Annotated in this window: 16 protein-coding genes and 1 riboswitch; of the genes, 12 read left to right on the forward strand and 4 right to left on the reverse strand. The window is 35.4% G+C overall.

Features of this window, described 5'->3' with window-relative positions; translation table 11 throughout:
* Nucleotides 1-110 precede the first annotated feature (110 nt).
* Both CLV38_RS06695 and CLV38_RS06700 read right to left on the reverse strand, forming a co-directional pair.
* Nucleotides 111-515, reverse strand: coding sequence for a VOC family protein (locus CLV38_RS06695; RefSeq protein ID WP_106193140.1), 405 nt, complete (start codon nt 513-515; stop codon nt 111-113).
* Between the two features lie 102 nt (nt 516-617).
* Nucleotides 618-1,034 carry a site-specific integrase gene (locus CLV38_RS06700; protein ID WP_146128997.1) on the reverse strand — a complete coding sequence of 139 codons (417 nt, stop codon included), beginning with the start codon at nt 1,032-1,034 and terminating at the stop codon, nt 618-620.
* A gap of 333 nt (nt 1,035-1,367) precedes the next feature.
* Here CLV38_RS06700 and CLV38_RS06705 point away from each other — a divergent pair, with 333 nt between their 5' ends.
* The 6 genes from CLV38_RS06705 (at nt 1,368) to CLV38_RS06730 (ending at nt 5,474) form a co-directional block, all read left to right on the forward strand.
* The gene (locus tag CLV38_RS06705) at nt 1,368-1,679 is read left to right on the forward strand and encodes a hypothetical protein (RefSeq protein WP_106193145.1); all 312 of its coding nucleotides are present in this window, start codon (nt 1,368-1,370) and stop codon (nt 1,677-1,679) included.
* Nucleotides 1,680-1,844: 165 nt separating this feature from the next.
* Nucleotides 1,845-2,057 carry a heavy-metal-associated domain-containing protein gene (locus CLV38_RS06710; RefSeq protein WP_106193148.1) on the forward strand — a complete coding sequence of 71 codons (213 nt, stop codon included), beginning with the start codon at nt 1,845-1,847 and terminating at the stop codon, nt 2,055-2,057.
* 89 nt (nt 2,058-2,146) lie between these two features.
* On the forward strand, nt 2,147-4,048 hold the full coding sequence (locus CLV38_RS06715; protein WP_106193151.1) for a heavy metal translocating P-type ATPase: 1,902 nt from the start codon (nt 2,147-2,149) through the stop codon (nt 4,046-4,048).
* Between the two features lie 200 nt (nt 4,049-4,248).
* Nucleotides 4,249-4,482 carry a heavy-metal-associated domain-containing protein gene (locus tag CLV38_RS06720; protein ID WP_106193153.1) on the forward strand — a complete coding sequence of 78 codons (234 nt, stop codon included), beginning with the start codon at nt 4,249-4,251 and terminating at the stop codon, nt 4,480-4,482.
* A 39-nt stretch (nt 4,483-4,521) separates the two neighbouring features.
* Complete coding sequence (locus tag CLV38_RS06725; protein ID WP_106193156.1) at nt 4,522-5,070, forward strand: Dps family protein; 549 nt, start codon at nt 4,522-4,524, stop codon at nt 5,068-5,070.
* 170 nt (nt 5,071-5,240) lie between these two features.
* Nucleotides 5,241-5,474: a heavy-metal-associated domain-containing protein gene (locus CLV38_RS06730; protein WP_106193158.1), complete on the forward strand. Its 234-nt coding sequence runs from the start codon at nt 5,241-5,243 to the stop codon at nt 5,472-5,474.
* Nucleotides 5,475-5,861: 387 nt separating this feature from the next.
* On the opposite strand, the gene CLV38_RS06735 is transcribed toward CLV38_RS06730, so the two are convergent.
* Together CLV38_RS06735 and CLV38_RS06740 are read right to left on the reverse strand one after the other, a co-directional pair.
* Nucleotides 5,862-7,730: a heavy metal translocating P-type ATPase gene (locus tag CLV38_RS06735; protein WP_106193160.1), complete on the reverse strand. Its 1,869-nt coding sequence runs from the start codon at nt 7,728-7,730 to the stop codon at nt 5,862-5,864.
* Between the two features lie 128 nt (nt 7,731-7,858).
* Nucleotides 7,859-7,964, reverse strand: a riboswitch (NiCo riboswitch).
* 225 nt (nt 7,965-8,189) lie between these two features.
* Nucleotides 8,190-8,756, reverse strand: coding sequence for a transcriptional regulator (locus tag CLV38_RS06740; RefSeq protein WP_091268930.1), 567 nt, complete (start codon nt 8,754-8,756; stop codon nt 8,190-8,192).
* Nucleotides 8,757-8,944: 188 nt separating this feature from the next.
* Between CLV38_RS06740 and CLV38_RS06745 the strand changes: the two genes are divergently transcribed.
* The 6 genes from CLV38_RS06745 (at nt 8,945) to CLV38_RS06770 (ending at nt 14,492) form a co-directional block, all read left to right on the forward strand.
* Nucleotides 8,945-9,883 carry an ABC transporter ATP-binding protein gene (locus CLV38_RS06745; protein ID WP_106193162.1) on the forward strand — a complete coding sequence of 313 codons (939 nt, stop codon included), beginning with the start codon at nt 8,945-8,947 and terminating at the stop codon, nt 9,881-9,883.
* Nucleotides 9,870-10,763, forward strand: coding sequence for an ABC transporter ATP-binding protein (locus tag CLV38_RS06750; RefSeq protein ID WP_106193165.1), 894 nt, complete (start codon nt 9,870-9,872; stop codon nt 10,761-10,763). The genes CLV38_RS06745 and CLV38_RS06750 overlap by 14 nt, the downstream gene beginning before the upstream one ends.
* Nucleotides 10,764-12,278, forward strand: a complete 1,515-nt coding sequence (locus tag CLV38_RS06755) for an ABC transporter permease subunit (RefSeq protein ID WP_106193168.1) — start codon at nt 10,764-10,766, stop codon at nt 12,276-12,278.
* Nucleotides 12,279-12,535: 257 nt separating this feature from the next.
* On the forward strand, nt 12,536-12,958 hold the full coding sequence (locus CLV38_RS06760; protein ID WP_106193170.1) for a cupin domain-containing protein: 423 nt from the start codon (nt 12,536-12,538) through the stop codon (nt 12,956-12,958).
* 117 nt (nt 12,959-13,075) lie between these two features.
* Nucleotides 13,076-13,738, forward strand: coding sequence for an ABC transporter ATP-binding protein (locus tag CLV38_RS06765; protein WP_106193172.1), 663 nt, complete (start codon nt 13,076-13,078; stop codon nt 13,736-13,738).
* Complete coding sequence (locus CLV38_RS06770) at nt 13,728-14,492, forward strand: ABC transporter permease (protein WP_106193175.1); 765 nt, start codon at nt 13,728-13,730, stop codon at nt 14,490-14,492. The genes CLV38_RS06765 and CLV38_RS06770 overlap by 11 nt, the downstream gene beginning before the upstream one ends.
* Nucleotides 14,493-14,739 lie beyond the last annotated feature (247 nt).

The raw sequence follows: 14,739 nt of genomic DNA on the forward strand, positions 1-14,739 counted from the left end.
TTTCTTGCAACTGCTATAAACCATTACCAACCATTACTATTTCCATTACTACTGGAAAAAGGGTAATGGTTTTATTTTTAGTGATATTTTTTATATACAGATGAATTAAGTCAACCATTAATCTCATATTCACTACAGGTTATCTCAATCGTATTATTCATTGGATCTAAGACTGGAAAACTCCAGTAACCAACCCATTGTGGCACGCTATGGTATGTCTTGACCCTTTCCTTTTGCAATCTAGCAATGACTTGATTGTACTCATTCGATTCAAATGCTATTGACCAACTCGTCCTAGGTGCCACCCCACCTTTCCATCCAGGTTGGATGGAAAACAAAGGAGAAGCTTTCTTAAAGTCTTTGTGGTATTGAATGGATAACTGATGGTTGTTTATATTAAAAGCAATATCGTCTTCTTCATCCCATATAAGCTCTAATGCTAATATTTCTGAATAAAATTTTTTCGTCTCACTCATATTATTTGTGAATAGATACGTAAATCCTAGATTAGCCATTTTATATTCCCTTCTCCCTTTTTATGAACTACTTAATATTTATATAAAATATCGGAGACTTAATCACGTAACAATAATTGAGCTCTCTTTTAACTATTATTATTAATTATCCATAAACTTCGCAAACTTATCTGCGGTATCTTTCTTTTCTTCTTTTGTAACGTGAGCATAGATATTCATTGTTGTTTGAATATCCGTGTGTCCTAGACGAGCCTGAACATCTTTTATTGATGCACCCATCGAGAAAAGGATGCTACAATGCGTGTGTCGCAACCCATGAACGGTAATTTGTTTGAGTCCATTACGCTTTTGTACATTTCTCATACGGTCATTGGGTACATTAATCGAATAGAAGTTATTTCTCGTATTCGCAAAAACATGCTGATCGGGTGTATTGGTATTAAAACCGAGTTTCAGCATGAATTGAGCCTGATACATCTTCCACTGCTTTAAAAGCTTCATCGAGTCATAATCCATATCAATCACTCTTCGACCGTTCACCGTCTTCGTAGGTTGCATGATAATCTTATTATTTAAGCCCCTAGTAAGTGTTTTACTAATGTTGAGTAGATATATCAAAATCAATATCCGACCATTTAAGAGCTAGTATTTCTGATTTTCGAGCACCGCTGTACGATAATATCCTAAAGTACGTATATCCGTTTACATCTAAATTTTCAACCATTGTATCTTTAGTTATATTCAAATTTAAATTTTGTTTTAGAACGGTGTCTATACATTCAAAGTATTTCTAATAATAACACAGTTTATTGATACGCATCAATTATTACAGCGGTTATCTCTTGTAGACTGTAGATGTAACAAAAATACAAATGTGGAGGATTTATAGCAATGGACAAAAATATAGCAAATGACATAAATGGAAAATTAAATTTTTTACTGGAAGACCATGGTGTAACATTTGATGATTCTAATATGGCTTTAGACTCTTTAGATACTTTTCACGAAAAAGCAGACGCTTTGTTAGTCACGCATAACTGTGAGATACCAGAAGCAGCGCATGATATTACTGGCTTGCAGCCGAAATTAAATATGCTGATTCAAGGGCATGGAGCGGAATTTGATGATTCGAATTTAGATCCCAATAGTATAGATACTGTCCTTCAAAAACTTGAGATTCTACAAGATGAACATGGTGCATAAAAGAAAAAGAGTCGCTATCTTAACGGATAGTGATTTTTTTATTCGAATGTTTAAATGAATGTAAAAGATTGGTATAAATCAATTCGCAAACAAAATATTCGGTCTATACTAACTGTGTAATCAAAACATCCAGAGTAATGACTAAAAAAATAAAGGAGAGAGAAGATGACGACGATAACGTTTCAATTAGAAAAATTGACCTGTCCATCTTGTATGCAAAAAATCATAGACAATGTAAATGAATTAACGGGGATAGAAACAATAAAAAATTTATTTGATAGAAGCAAAGCAAGAGTAGTATTTGAAGACAATAAAATATCAGAAGAAGAAATTCTTCATAAGATTGAAGAGATTGGATATTCAGCAAAGAAAATATAATAACGTATGAAAGTTGATTGGGGTCAATTTTAAATGAAAAAGCGCAGGGTATACTGTAGTCAACAAGTACAAACTAGGAGGAGAAAGAAATGAGTTTTCAGCAAAAAATATTAAGCAGTAAAAATAAAATCACACTTATCTCAGGAATTTTAATCGTTATAGGATTTATTGCACACTTTGGTTTTGGAAACACACAAGTTTTTAATATCGCATTCATTATCGCATCTATTTTAGGGGTGGCACCAATCGCCATTCAAGCTTTTGGGGCTTTAAAGGTAAAAGTAATTTCAATTGATGTGTTAGTAACCATCGCAGTAATCGGTGCTGTCCTCATTCAAAACTATGAAGAGTCAGCTATCGTAACGTTCTTATTCTTATTCGGTAGCTGGTTAGAGGCTCGCACATTGAACTCTACTCGTTCAGCGATTAAAGAATTGACAGAAATGGCACCAGAAGTAGCTTTTAAACAAATGGAAAATGGTGAATTTGAAGAAGTAGACATTTGGGATGTCGATGAAGGGGATATTTTACAAGTTCGTACAGGTGGAAAAGTACCAGTAGACGGTACAGTTATTATTGGCGAAGGTCATATTAACGAAGCATCAATCACTGGTGAAGCGGATCCGGTTCGAAAAGAAACAGATTCAGAAGTGTTCGCAGGAACGATCTTAGAAAATGGAACCATTCAAATCCGTGCAGACCGTGTTGGAGAAGATACGACATTTGGTAAAATTATTGAATTAGTCGAGGAAGCACAGGACTCAAAATCAGCAGCTGAACGCTTTATTGACAAATTCTCACAATGGTATACACCAGTTGTTTTAGTCGGAGCCTTCTTAACTTGGGTGTTTACACAAAATGTTGAACTAGCGATTACCATTCTTGTACTAGGGTGCCCGGGTGCACTAGTTATCGGTGTACCTGTATCAAACGTTGCAGGAATCGGTAATGGTGCGAAGAATGGCATTTTATTCAAAGGTTCAGAAACATTCCAGGACTTAGCGAAAGTTGACTCGATTTTATTTGATAAAACAGGGACATTAACAGTCGGAAATCCAGAAGTTGCCGAATCGAAAACATATGGTGATGCAGACTTGGCATTAAGTTATTTAGCAAGTGTTGAAGGAGAATCTGATCACCCACTTGCAAAAGCGGTCCTTTCAGAGCTAGGCGATATCGAATTATATCCAGTAGATAACACAGACGTTGTCAAAGGTGGCGGAATCGTCGCAGAAGTAAACGGTAGCCGTGTGGCAGTAGGTAACGTTGCATTAATGGAACAAGAAAAAGTGAAATTAAATGCAAAAGCACGTAAAGATTTTGAAACTTATGAAAAACGTGGAAATTCATTAGTTATTACAGCCGTTGACGGTGAATTAAAAGCTTTAATGGGTATTCGTGACCAAATCCGCCCAGGCATTAAAGAAGATTTACAAGCCATGAAAAACTTAGGTGTAAAAAACTTAGTTGTTCTATCCGGTGATAACCAAGGGACAGTTGACTTAGTTGCGAAAGAATTAGGTTTGACAAATGCGATTGGTAACTTACTACCAGAAGACAAAGCAGCGTATTTAAAAGAATTACAAGCAGAAGGTGAAATCGTAGCCTTCGTAGGAGACGGTGTCAATGATAGTCCATCACTTGCTATGGCCGATATTGGTGTAGCGATGGGTAGCGGTACAGACGTAGCGATTGAAACTTCTGACTTAGTTTTAATGAACTCAGATATGAGTCGTTTACAATATGCGATCGGTTTAGCAAAAACAACGGTAAATAATATGAGACAAAATATTGTAATCGCGATTGGCGTTGTATTGGTACTGCTATCAGCCGTATTCTTCTCAGAATGGATGAACATGTCCATTGGAATGTTAGTTCACGAAGCAAGTATTCTAGTCGTTATTGTAAATGGTATGAGACTCTTACGTTACAACCTAAAAGGTAGTAAAGATTTTAATGAAAAAGAAGCATCAGTCGTCACAGAAGCGTAAACAAAGTAAGTGGGACAACCTGGCAGACGATTCGTAGTGGTTGTGTACCAGGTTATGTTCTACACTTTTGTCCTCAAGTATACATTAAAAAAGTAGAATCTTGATACAGATCAATTCAAAATCATTTAACAGTCGTTATACTATAAGTGTAAATAAGACAAAGTAGGAAAAAACAAACAATAATCAAAGGAGAATGTATTGTGCAAAAAGCTAATATCCAATTAGAAACGTTGACTTGCCCCTCATGTCTACAAAAGATTGAGGGAGCCGTTGGTGGGCTTAAAGGAATCGACAAAGACAGTCTGAAAGTAATGTTTAACGCCTCTCGCGTAAAAGTAAACTTCAACGATGAAGAAATTTCAATTGAGAAAATCGAAAAAGCTATCCAAGATTTAGGTTATGAAGTGAAAAAATCACGCGTAAAAGCAGCTTAATTTCGATGGAACGATCAACTTAAAATGGAGGAATAAAAAATGTCAGATAAAACACCACAAGAAAAATTAAAAGAAGAACAAGCATACAAAGACCATGTGCATCATACGAAAATAAATGCAGCAGCCATTGCAGATCATCTTTTAGGTAATATTCACACCTTACATGTGAAGTTACATCAGTATCACTGGTATGTGAAAGGTCCTCATTTTTATACTTTACATGAAAAATTTGAGGAACTGTACGATGATAATGAAGAATGGTTTGACCGTTTAGCTGAACGTTTACTAGCATCAGGCTATAAACCGGCATCTACAACCCAAGAACTTATCGAATATTCCATGCTATCCGAAGACCCTGCCAATAAATATCTAAAAGCTGAAGAGATGGTTGATAATATCATCGATGATTTCAGAGAAACTCGTGAATTAACAATTCGTGCCATTCACTTGGCGCAAGAAGAAGAGAACTTTACCTTTGAAGACACTTTGATTGCATTTAAAGATGATTTAGATACGAAAATCTGGATGTTACAAGCCTTTTTAGGAAAAGAAGCGCTAGAAGATGATGATTACCATGATGAAGACTAAGAGAATATAAATGAAAAGGAACAAGTGACTGTTGATCCACATAACACAGTTGCTTGTTCCTTTTTTAAAAAACTTGATATAGATCAATTCATCTTCTCAAAATAACCGTTATACTATAGTTGTCAATAAGATAAATAGTAAATAAACAAAAATTCAAAGGAGAATGTATCATGCAAAAGGCAAACATCCAATTAGAAACGTTAACTTGTCCATCTTGTCTACAAAAAATCGAAAATGCAGTAGGTGGACTTCGAGGAATCGACAAAGACAGTCTAAAAGTTATGTTTAACGCCTCTCGAGTAAAAGTGAACTTTAACGACGAAGAAAGTTCAATTGAAGAGATTGAAAAAGCGATTCAAAATCTAGGTTATGAAGTGAAAAAATCACGCGTTAAAGCCGCTTAAGTTAAGTAATAAGTCTGTATGTTCAAGAGTATAGTAGTCATCAAAATCTTATGCTTAAACAAGGAATGTCATGAATGAAGAATACAACATTACAACTAGCAAAACTTACTTTTCCTTGATATATGCAAAAGATTACACAGGCTGTTGATACTTTAACTGGTGTTCAAAAGACAACAATGCTGTTTGAATCAAGTAAAGCTAGAAATATAAGGATGCTGATTTAATTTTTGAGGATGGTCACATCAATGAAACTAGAGAGATAGGTTATGAAGCTGAAGTTATATAACCTAAAATAAAGCGAAAAGCTCGAATAATCTGTTTTATATACAGAGTATTCGAGCTTTTTTTGCGTATAATAATTATGGATTGTTTATTGGAAAGGATATTTTAAGCGGTTTGATGAGAGTCGCTGTACCCTTTATCGGAGTGATCTGAGCCAAGTAGGCGGAGGCCATTTAAGATGACTAGAATCGTTGACCCTTCGTGAAATAAGACTGCTAGCGGCAATCCAAGTACGCCAAACATGTTTAGGATTATCAGAGTGACGATAACCGCAATGGAAAAAATGACATTTTGCATGATAATTTGATTTAATTTTTTACTGATTTTGTAACTATAAAAGAGCTTGGATAAATCATTTTTTACGATAACGACATCGGAAGATTCCATGGCAACTGAAGAACCGCTACCCATTGCTATTCCAATGTCTGCATTAGCTAGGGCAGGTGCATCATTTATACCGTCTCCAATCATGCCAACGACTTCTTCTTTGTTTTGGCTGTTTACTATGAATTCAATTTTATCTTCTGGTAACATCGAAGCGATAAAATGGTCGATTTTTACTGTTTGGGCAACTTTAGCAGCTGTTTCTTTATTGTCTCCTGTTAGTAATGAAACATTGATGCCTTCTTGCTGAAAGCTCCTAACAGCTTTTACGGCTTGGGGACGAATTTGATCACTTAAAGAGAAATAACCGACAATATCTTGTCCTTTAGCTACAAAAATAGTAGTGTTTCCTTCTTTTAAAATTCGCTGGAAGTTTTGGTAATGCTTAAATTCTGAAAATACACTTGGTTTACCAACTCGAATATCTCCCTTTTTAATCCCTGATCCAGCAATTTCTTCTACTGGTTCCTGCTGGTTGACTTGATTTAAATCTAGTTCGGGAAACTCTGCTACAATTGCACGACCAATTGGGTGACTGGATTGTTGTTCCATATAAATGACTTCTTTTAAGAGAGAGTCGTCTAACTCATAATTGATTACGCGAAATTCTCCAAAGGTAAGAGTTCCTGTTTTATCGGTATATAAAGTATCCATGGTACTGAGAGCTTCCATAGCGGCGCCACCTTTAAATAAGACACCATTTTTTGCGCCGTTACTAATAGCACTTAAGGTAGCGGGTGTTGCTGAAGCGACTAGTGCACAAGGACTCGCGACAGTTAAAAGGACCATCCCACGATAAAATGATTCTTCAAAGCTTAAACCTATTCCAGAATAGAGAATAAAAATGAAGATTGGAACAATAATTAAAACGGTCATTACATATTTACTTTCAATGCGGTCAATAAATTTCGAAATTCGTGAGGGCTTATTTTGTGCTTCTTCAACCATACGAATAATATTTGAAAAGACTGTTTCGTCATCAGATTTAATTACTTCTAAATGAAATGCATTTCCTTCATTAATTGTTCCTGCGAAAACTTCTTGATTGGGATTTTTATCTACAGGAACTGATTCTCCTGTAAGTGCTGCTTCATTTATGGTAGCTGCACGATCGATGAGGCCATCGATTGGAATTTGTGCACCTTTTGAAACGACTACTTGATCCCCAATTTGTAAATATTTGGTGGGTACTGTAATGACTTCACCGTTATCCTTTAATACTTGGGCCGTTTCAGGGACTTGTGCCATCAACTCTGAGATAGCACTGGTTGATTTGTCCGTCGCATAGTCTTCCAAGACTTCAGCGGCCGCAAAAATTAAGAGTAAGGCAGCACCTTCAGATTCATAATTAATCATGACTGCTCCGAGAGCAGCTAAAATCATTAATAAGTCTACATTGGGGGAACAATCTTGGATAGTTTCAACAACAGCATCCTTAGCTGCATAAAACCCTAAAAAGAAAATCGCAATATAAAATAAGATAGTACTGTATCCTAAATTTATAGGAATGAAAACGTATCCCAGGATGGTAAAAAGAACACCAATCACTAAAAATTGTCCTTGCCGGCTTTTTGTTAAATAGTTCAACATATTTATAACCTTCTTTCATATTTTTTAAAAATTAAGTTTTTTTCTTATAAATACGCAATTTTTGTTGAAATTTCCCCTCCTTTTCAGCGTGGTAGATAATAAAAAGGGCATACCTATAGAACAGAATTAACTGTCCCACAGATATGCCCTTTGAATGTCATATTCTGCTGCCACAAAAATCGTAGCCCGGCTGCATGAATAGTATATATTCACCGCCTGTTCAGATCACAATGGATAATTTACTTTAAGAAGCAGATTATCCAAAGTTTTCATTATTTAATTTTAAAAGAATTAGTGTTTACACAAAAGAGTCTAGAGATTTTATTCCCTCTGTATTAATTATCACAAACTATTCTTAAGAAGTCAATAGAAATAAATAAATCTTTAGTAGAAGTTTTTAACCCCTAATTTTTAACCTAAATTAGGCTTGTTTTGACATGTAATTAAGTGGCATTTGTTTTATACCATTAAATTTTCTAAAGTCTTTTCATACAACTTAAGCATTTCTTCTATATGAATCTTTTCTTTATTATTCTTGTACCAATCAACGGATTGGATTGTAACCCCCATAATAATTTGTCTCTTGTATTCATTTTTTATTACATGGTTGGTACTGACATTTTCTTCTAAATTTACAAAATTTTTTAACATGTTTTGTCCATATTCCTGAACACTTACCATTTCCAACATAACATCTGAGTTCAGTTGAATACTGAATATAAGATGTAAAACATTATCTGGTTGTTGGAGGAGTTGTTCAAAGACTAAAATAAAAAAGTTACTTTCTTCTTCATTTAAATTTTGAAAGGCATAATCAAAAATGACATTCATCTTAGACTTAATGAAAAAAGTTAGAAAATCATATTTATCTAAGAAATGTTTATAAAATGTCGGGCGTCTGATCATCGCTAAGTCGCAAATTTCAGTCACCGATATTTTCTCGAATTCTTTTTCCTTTAATAGTATCTCAATTGCTTCAACCAATGATTTATACGTTTTTTGAATTCTTAAATCTAAATCTTCCATATATTATATACACTCCTAGCGATTTAATAAACAATTTTTCCTACTTTGTAAATTAACTAACCATTTTATCATTCTGTCTCTTGTTCTTGGAATAGAGTCCAGTATAATACTTTCTAAGACGTTTGTAAATAAAGATACAAGTGTAAATTAATTAACATATGGAATATAAAATGAAAGTAGGTAAATGAATGCCAGTTATAGAGGTAAAGCATATCACAAAAGATTATGGGCACGGTCGGGGTATATTTGATGTCTCCTTTGAAATTGAAAAAGGTGAAGTGTTTGGGTTCTTGGGTCCGAATGGGGCAGGGAAAACAACAACCATTCGACATTTAATGGGTTTCATTCAACCCGACGAAGGAGAGTCGTATATTAACGGAAAAGATACTTGGAAATCAGCTGCATTAATTAAACACGATATTGGCTATTTACCTGGTGAATTGGCCTTTCCCGATAATATGACCGGAGATCAATTCATTAAATTTATGGCTGAAGAACGACAGATTTCTGACAGGTCACGAACAGATGAACTCAAGGAGTTATTTGAGTTAGACACTTCGGAAGAAATTAAAGAGATGAGTTTAGGCAGTAAAAGAAAGTTAGCTGTTGTCACAGCTTTTATGGATAATCCGAATGTATTGATTTTAGATGAACCGACATCAGGTTTAGATCCTGTTATGCAAGAACGTTTTATTCAGTTTATCTTGAATGAAAAAGAAAAGGGAAAGACTATTCTACTTTCCAGTCATATTTTTAGCGAAGTGGATGCGACGTGTGATCGGATTGCAATTATTAAAGATGGTGTTGTTGTGTCAATGATTGAAGCGGATCACCTGAAAAGAAACACAAATAAAGCTTTTAAAGTAGAATTTTCAAGCTTTGATGATTATGAAAAGTTTTTAAAAAATACAGCATTCACCATTTCAATTAAAAGACCAAATCAAAACCAGGTGAAAATGAATTTGACAGACGAAAAAATGCAACAATTATTTACAGAATTAAGTGAAGTAAAGGTTAACTTTATTTCCGAGATTAAATTTACGCTGGAAGACTATTTTATGGATTTCTATGATCGTAAGAAGTCAGTTTCTGATGGAGAGGAGCACTTACAATATGGCCTACATTGAGATTAAACACCTAACTAAGGATTACAAAAAAGAACGTGGCATTTTTGATATCTCTTTAGAGATTGAAAAAGGAGAAGTTTATGGTTTTGTCGGTATTAATGGGGCAGGCAAGACGACGACCATTCGACATCTGATGGGTTTTATCAAACCAGATGAAGGTAGCGTTACAATAAAGGGCCTAGATGCTTCAAAAAGTAGTGCTGAGGTGAAACGATATGTTTCATATATTCCTGGAGAAATTAATTTCCCTGGAAATACAAGTGGTGAAGAATTTTTAAAAGAGCAAATTTATTTGTCCGGAAGAGGAAGCTGGAATCGAGCCAAAGAATTAAGTGAATTATTCCAGCTAGACATATCGGCTAACGTTCACGCGATGAGTAAGGGAATGAAGCAAAAAACAGCGATCGTTTCTGCTTTAGCCTCGGATGCGGATATATTGATTATGGATGAGCCGACAACTGGTTTAGATCCCTTAATGCGTGATATTTTCATAGACCTTTTAAAAGAAGAACAAGAAAAGGGAAAAACTATTTTTATGTCGAGTCATATTTTCCAAGAAGTTGAAGAAATTTGCGATCGAGTCGCTGTAATTCAAAAGGGCAAGATAATTGAAATAGTAGATATAAAAAAAATTCGCTACAATAAAAACAAAGTATATCGAATGGAATTTAAATCCGAGGCTGACTTTAAACGATTTATTGGGTTGGGTTATCAAATCAGTAAAGTAAAAATGGAGGATTTACAAGTCTTTGTTGAAATACATGATGAACAGATTAACGAACTAATTCAAACCTTAAAAGATTTTGATTTAGTTTATTTTAAAGAAATTAAAGCTCATTTTGAAGACTACATTGCCCAAGTGTTTAAGGAGGAAAAATAATTGATATCAAAACCAATATTTAAACAAAGTCTACAATCTAATTGGAAGCTATGGTTGATTATAACAATTGTTGCTTCAACTATCTTATCAGGATTTATTATCAGCTATGATGCTGCAGGCTATGCTTCGATTGCAGAAGCAGCTGAAGGCACTGCTTTTTCTAATATCTTATCTACATTAACTAGCTTGTTAGGAAGTTTAGAAAACTTTTATAAATTAATTGCAGTAATATTAGGGATTGTCTATGTTGTCTTTACTGCAAACAACCTTGTCGTAAATGAAGTAGATTCTGGGTCAATGGCTTATACATTATCCACTCCCATCAAACGCTCAAGCGTTATTTTTACTAAGTCCCTTTATTTAATACTATCTGTTGTTTTAATGTATACTGTTATTTCAATAGCAGGCTTAGCAGCCTCTCAATTTACTTACAACAATGTGACTGGTTATGCGATAACCGATGACGTCTCAGCAGCAGCTGAAACTTTGAACCATGAGGAAGATTATTTATCTGAGCGACTTTATTTAATTCAAGAAGATGAAAATGTCATGCGTGAAGCAGCAATTGCACGTGACATGGATACAGAAGCATATGAAATTTATTTAGAGGATGTCATTCGTGAACGTTCTTATGAGGAAACGGCCGAAATCATCACCGATGAGCGTTGGGATATTTATGAGGATGATGAGGATATGGGAGATGAGGATATTGAGATAACTGCAGAAGAATTAATGGAAGATCCCGAAATGATTCTGAATAGTAATGATGCATTAGCTGCCGGTGCTCGTATTTATGGTGTTTCAATAAATGACTATCGTGAGATCATTACAGATGAAATAGAAAACATGGATACAGAAGAAACAACAAAAGAGAACGAAGAAGCTCAAGAAACAGAAGAGAATAGCGAATCTGATGCTGTCGAAGAATCCACGACTCTTCAAAGACAACTTACTGAAGACAATGCGGAGCTTCTACTGCAAACAGTCATTGAATCATCTGCTACTGCTTTAAACATTAGCAGCGACCAAATAAGTGATAATTTAACCTTACTTAAAGACCCTGAAGCGTTAGCCTTATCTACTCAAACGACAGGACTAAATGAAGAACAAATTACATCAATGGCGAATCATGCCATGGTTTCTTCTGCAAGATCTGTTGACAAAGCATTAGAATTCGATAGTGAAACGTACTTATGGTTAAGTCTAGGGTTGCTTCTTTTGATTCTCGCAATGAGTTCAATTTCATTTTTTGCATCTACATTGTTTAATCGCACTGGGATGGCTTTAGCAATTGGTGGTGGTTTACCATTTGCCTTCTTCTTAGTTACCATGATTCAACAATTAATGGACAGTGCGGATGGCCTTGAATATTTAACGATAACAACACTTTTTGATACGGATGCCATCCTTTCTGGTGGAGAATTCGGCTGGGGATTCGTTGTTTTAGGGTCCATTGCCGTAGTCTTGTACACGGCATCAAATATTCTCTTTACAAAGAAAGATTTACCTCTATAACAGTTAATTAGAAATGAATAAATTGTCTATTATTCGATATATGAATGGGAATAATCTGAAAACGGAAGGGTGATTGATGTAAAAAAACAGTAGAATTTTATTGAACCACTTCAATTGTCAGAACCCGATCGTTTTGTAAGCTCTAACCTGAAAAAGCTTTTAAGCTTTGATTAAGCTTATTATTTTGACATGTAATCAATTAAAGTGTATGGTCTAATTAATTAGAATCATTACAAATAAAGAAAGAGGTTGGTAAAGTGAAATATGACTATAGTGATCGAGGCAAAAAGCCAGTTGTTGAAAACATCGAGGGCATGACAGTTGATAATGATAATTTTCGCACAACGATTTGGACAGGGGAAAAGTTACAAGTTACAGTTATGTCCATTGAGCCAGGCGACGATATCGGTCTTGAAGTACATGAAGGCATCGACCAATTTTTACGTATTGAAGAAGGAACAGGTTTATGTCAAATGGGACCAAGTGAGGATAACCTCGACTTTGAGGCAGAAGTAACGGATGATGATGCAATTTTTGTACCAGCAGATGTGTGGCATAACGTGACCAACACAGGTGATGTTCCTTTAAAATTGTATACCATCTATGCTGGACCGGACCACTTAGCAGGAACCGTTCATCAAACACATGAAGATGCTGAAAATGATCCAAACGAGCATTAAAAATTAGTCCAGTTAATCGATTAACCTTTATGGTTAAAAAATGGATGTGTGAATGAATCGATTATTGATTCATTCGCACATCTTTTAAAATACATAGTAATGATAAGGAGAAAATGTATGTCGAAAGAAATATTTAGGTTAGAACGGATAGGTTTTAAAGTGGAGAATCAGCAAATTCTTGAAAACATTCGTCTTACGATCAACAAAGGAGATATCGTTACCGTCACCGGCCCGTCTGGTGGAGGAAAAAGTACATTGCTGAAACTTATGGGTTTGTTAATTAGCCCAACTTCAGGAAAAATTTACTATAAAGAAAAAGAGATTTCTACATATGAACCGACAGAATATCGTAAACAAGTTTCGTACTTTTTCCAAAATGCGGTTTTATTTGATCAGACCGTTCGACAAAATTTATCCTTTCCAGCAGATATTCGAGAGGAAAATTTCGACGAAGTGCGAGCGAAAGAAGGACTTGAAACTGTACAGCTACCTTCTAACTATTTAGATAAACCTGTCAAAGATTTATCTGGTGGGGAAAAACAACGAGTTGCTTTGATTCGAAATCTGATGTATCCACCTGAAGTGCTGCTCATGGATGAAGTGACGAGTTCATTAGATAAAGAGAATCGAGAGATTATTCTGTCCTTTATCCGCCGTCTAAATAAAGAAGAGCAGGTAACTATTCTTTGGATTACGCATAACCAAGAAGAAATCAATGCATCTAATGAAATAATTACACTGGTTGATGGGAAAACGGAGGGTGTTAAACATGGAAAATAGTTTAGAAATAAGTAATTTTTCTTTAGTCTTATCAACATTATTATTATTTATAGCCATTTTTATAGATTACAAAGAACAGTTAGGACTTGGTAAAGATATCTTAATTGCCGGTGTCCGAGTAGTTATCCAACTGTTTATTATTGGGTATGTATTAGGCTTTGTTTTTCAAGTGGATAATAATTTACTTACTTTAGTGATGGTGCTGTTTATCGTCTTCAATGCTTCTTACAATGCCCATAAAACGAGTCAAGGGATACCTAATTCATTTAAAGTATCAGCTATTTCAATTAGTGTGGGTACAGCTATTGCGCTAATCATTTTAATTTTTTCAGGAGCCATTGACTGGACGCCTTCACAAATTGTACCCATCACTGGAATGATAGCTGCAAATGCGATGACGACCATTGGAGTGGTCTATCGCTCACTCACGACACAATTTAATGATCGCAGACAGCAAGTACTAGAGAAACTGGCATTAGGAGCGAACCCCAAACAAGCGTCACAATCCATTCTGCGTGACAGTATTCAAACCGGAATGTCACCTTCCATTGAACGAACAAAAACAGTAGGTCTGGTGAGTTTACCAGGAATGATGTCTGGACTCATGTTTGCGGGTGTTGATCCGACCCAGGCGATTCGCTATCAAATCGTCGTCATGTTCATGTTGATTTCTGTGACTGCGATTTCTTCTTTCATCGCCAGTTACATGGTTTACCGTTCCTTCTATAATGAACAAATACAATTAACCATTTAAAAAAACTAAGTCTAATATGCAGGACCCAAGAAGTGTCATGGCTTCTTGGGTCTTTTTTACTTGTGCGCCCGGCATGGGCGATAACTTGGTGGTGAAAGTCCACTACAGACTTGGCAGTAGGAACTGTTAGCGAAAGACAAGGGTGTCCGCCATGAGGCGGAATCTGAAGGAAGTCGGACGCAAATGCTTGCACTGACGAACAGAAACTTCATACCAAGGCTTAATAGAACGGATGAGCTTGCAAGAC

This window comes from Alkalibacterium olivapovliticus, assembly GCF_003003275.1.
Taxonomy (GTDB): Bacteria; Bacillota; Bacilli; order Lactobacillales; family Carnobacteriaceae_A; genus Alkalibacterium; species Alkalibacterium olivapovliticum.

Bases quoted from the DNA above. Each gene is read 5' to 3' on its own strand.
- CLV38_RS06765 (WP_106193172.1), top strand. From the start codon at position 13,076: ATGTCGAAAGAAATATTTAGGTTAGAACGGATAGGTTTTAAAGTGGAG.
- CLV38_RS06700 (WP_146128997.1), bottom strand. From the start codon at position 1,034: ATGCAACCTACGAAGACGGTGAACGGTCGAAGAGTGATTGATATGGAT.
- CLV38_RS06770 (WP_106193175.1), top strand. From the start codon at position 13,728: ATGGAAAATAGTTTAGAAATAAGTAATTTTTCTTTAGTCTTATCAACA.
- CLV38_RS06745 (WP_106193162.1), top strand. From the start codon at position 8,945: ATGCCAGTTATAGAGGTAAAGCATATCACAAAAGATTATGGGCACGGT.
- CLV38_RS06715 (WP_106193151.1), top strand. From the start codon at position 2,147: ATGAGTTTTCAGCAAAAAATATTAAGCAGTAAAAATAAAATCACACTT.
- CLV38_RS06735 (WP_106193160.1), bottom strand. From the start codon at position 7,730: ATGTTGAACTATTTAACAAAAAGCCGGCAAGGACAATTTTTAGTGATT.
- CLV38_RS06695 (WP_106193140.1), bottom strand. From the start codon at position 515: ATGGCTAATCTAGGATTTACGTATCTATTCACAAATAATATGAGTGAG.
- CLV38_RS06705 (WP_106193145.1), top strand. From the start codon at position 1,368: ATGGACAAAAATATAGCAAATGACATAAATGGAAAATTAAATTTTTTA.
- CLV38_RS06740 (WP_091268930.1), bottom strand. From the start codon at position 8,756: ATGGAAGATTTAGATTTAAGAATTCAAAAAACGTATAAATCATTGGTT.
- CLV38_RS06710 (WP_106193148.1), top strand. From the start codon at position 1,845: ATGACGACGATAACGTTTCAATTAGAAAAATTGACCTGTCCATCTTGT.
- CLV38_RS06725 (WP_106193156.1), top strand. From the start codon at position 4,522: ATGTCAGATAAAACACCACAAGAAAAATTAAAAGAAGAACAAGCATAC.
- CLV38_RS06750 (WP_106193165.1), top strand. From the start codon at position 9,870: ATGGCCTACATTGAGATTAAACACCTAACTAAGGATTACAAAAAAGAA.
- CLV38_RS06730 (WP_106193158.1), top strand. From the start codon at position 5,241: ATGCAAAAGGCAAACATCCAATTAGAAACGTTAACTTGTCCATCTTGT.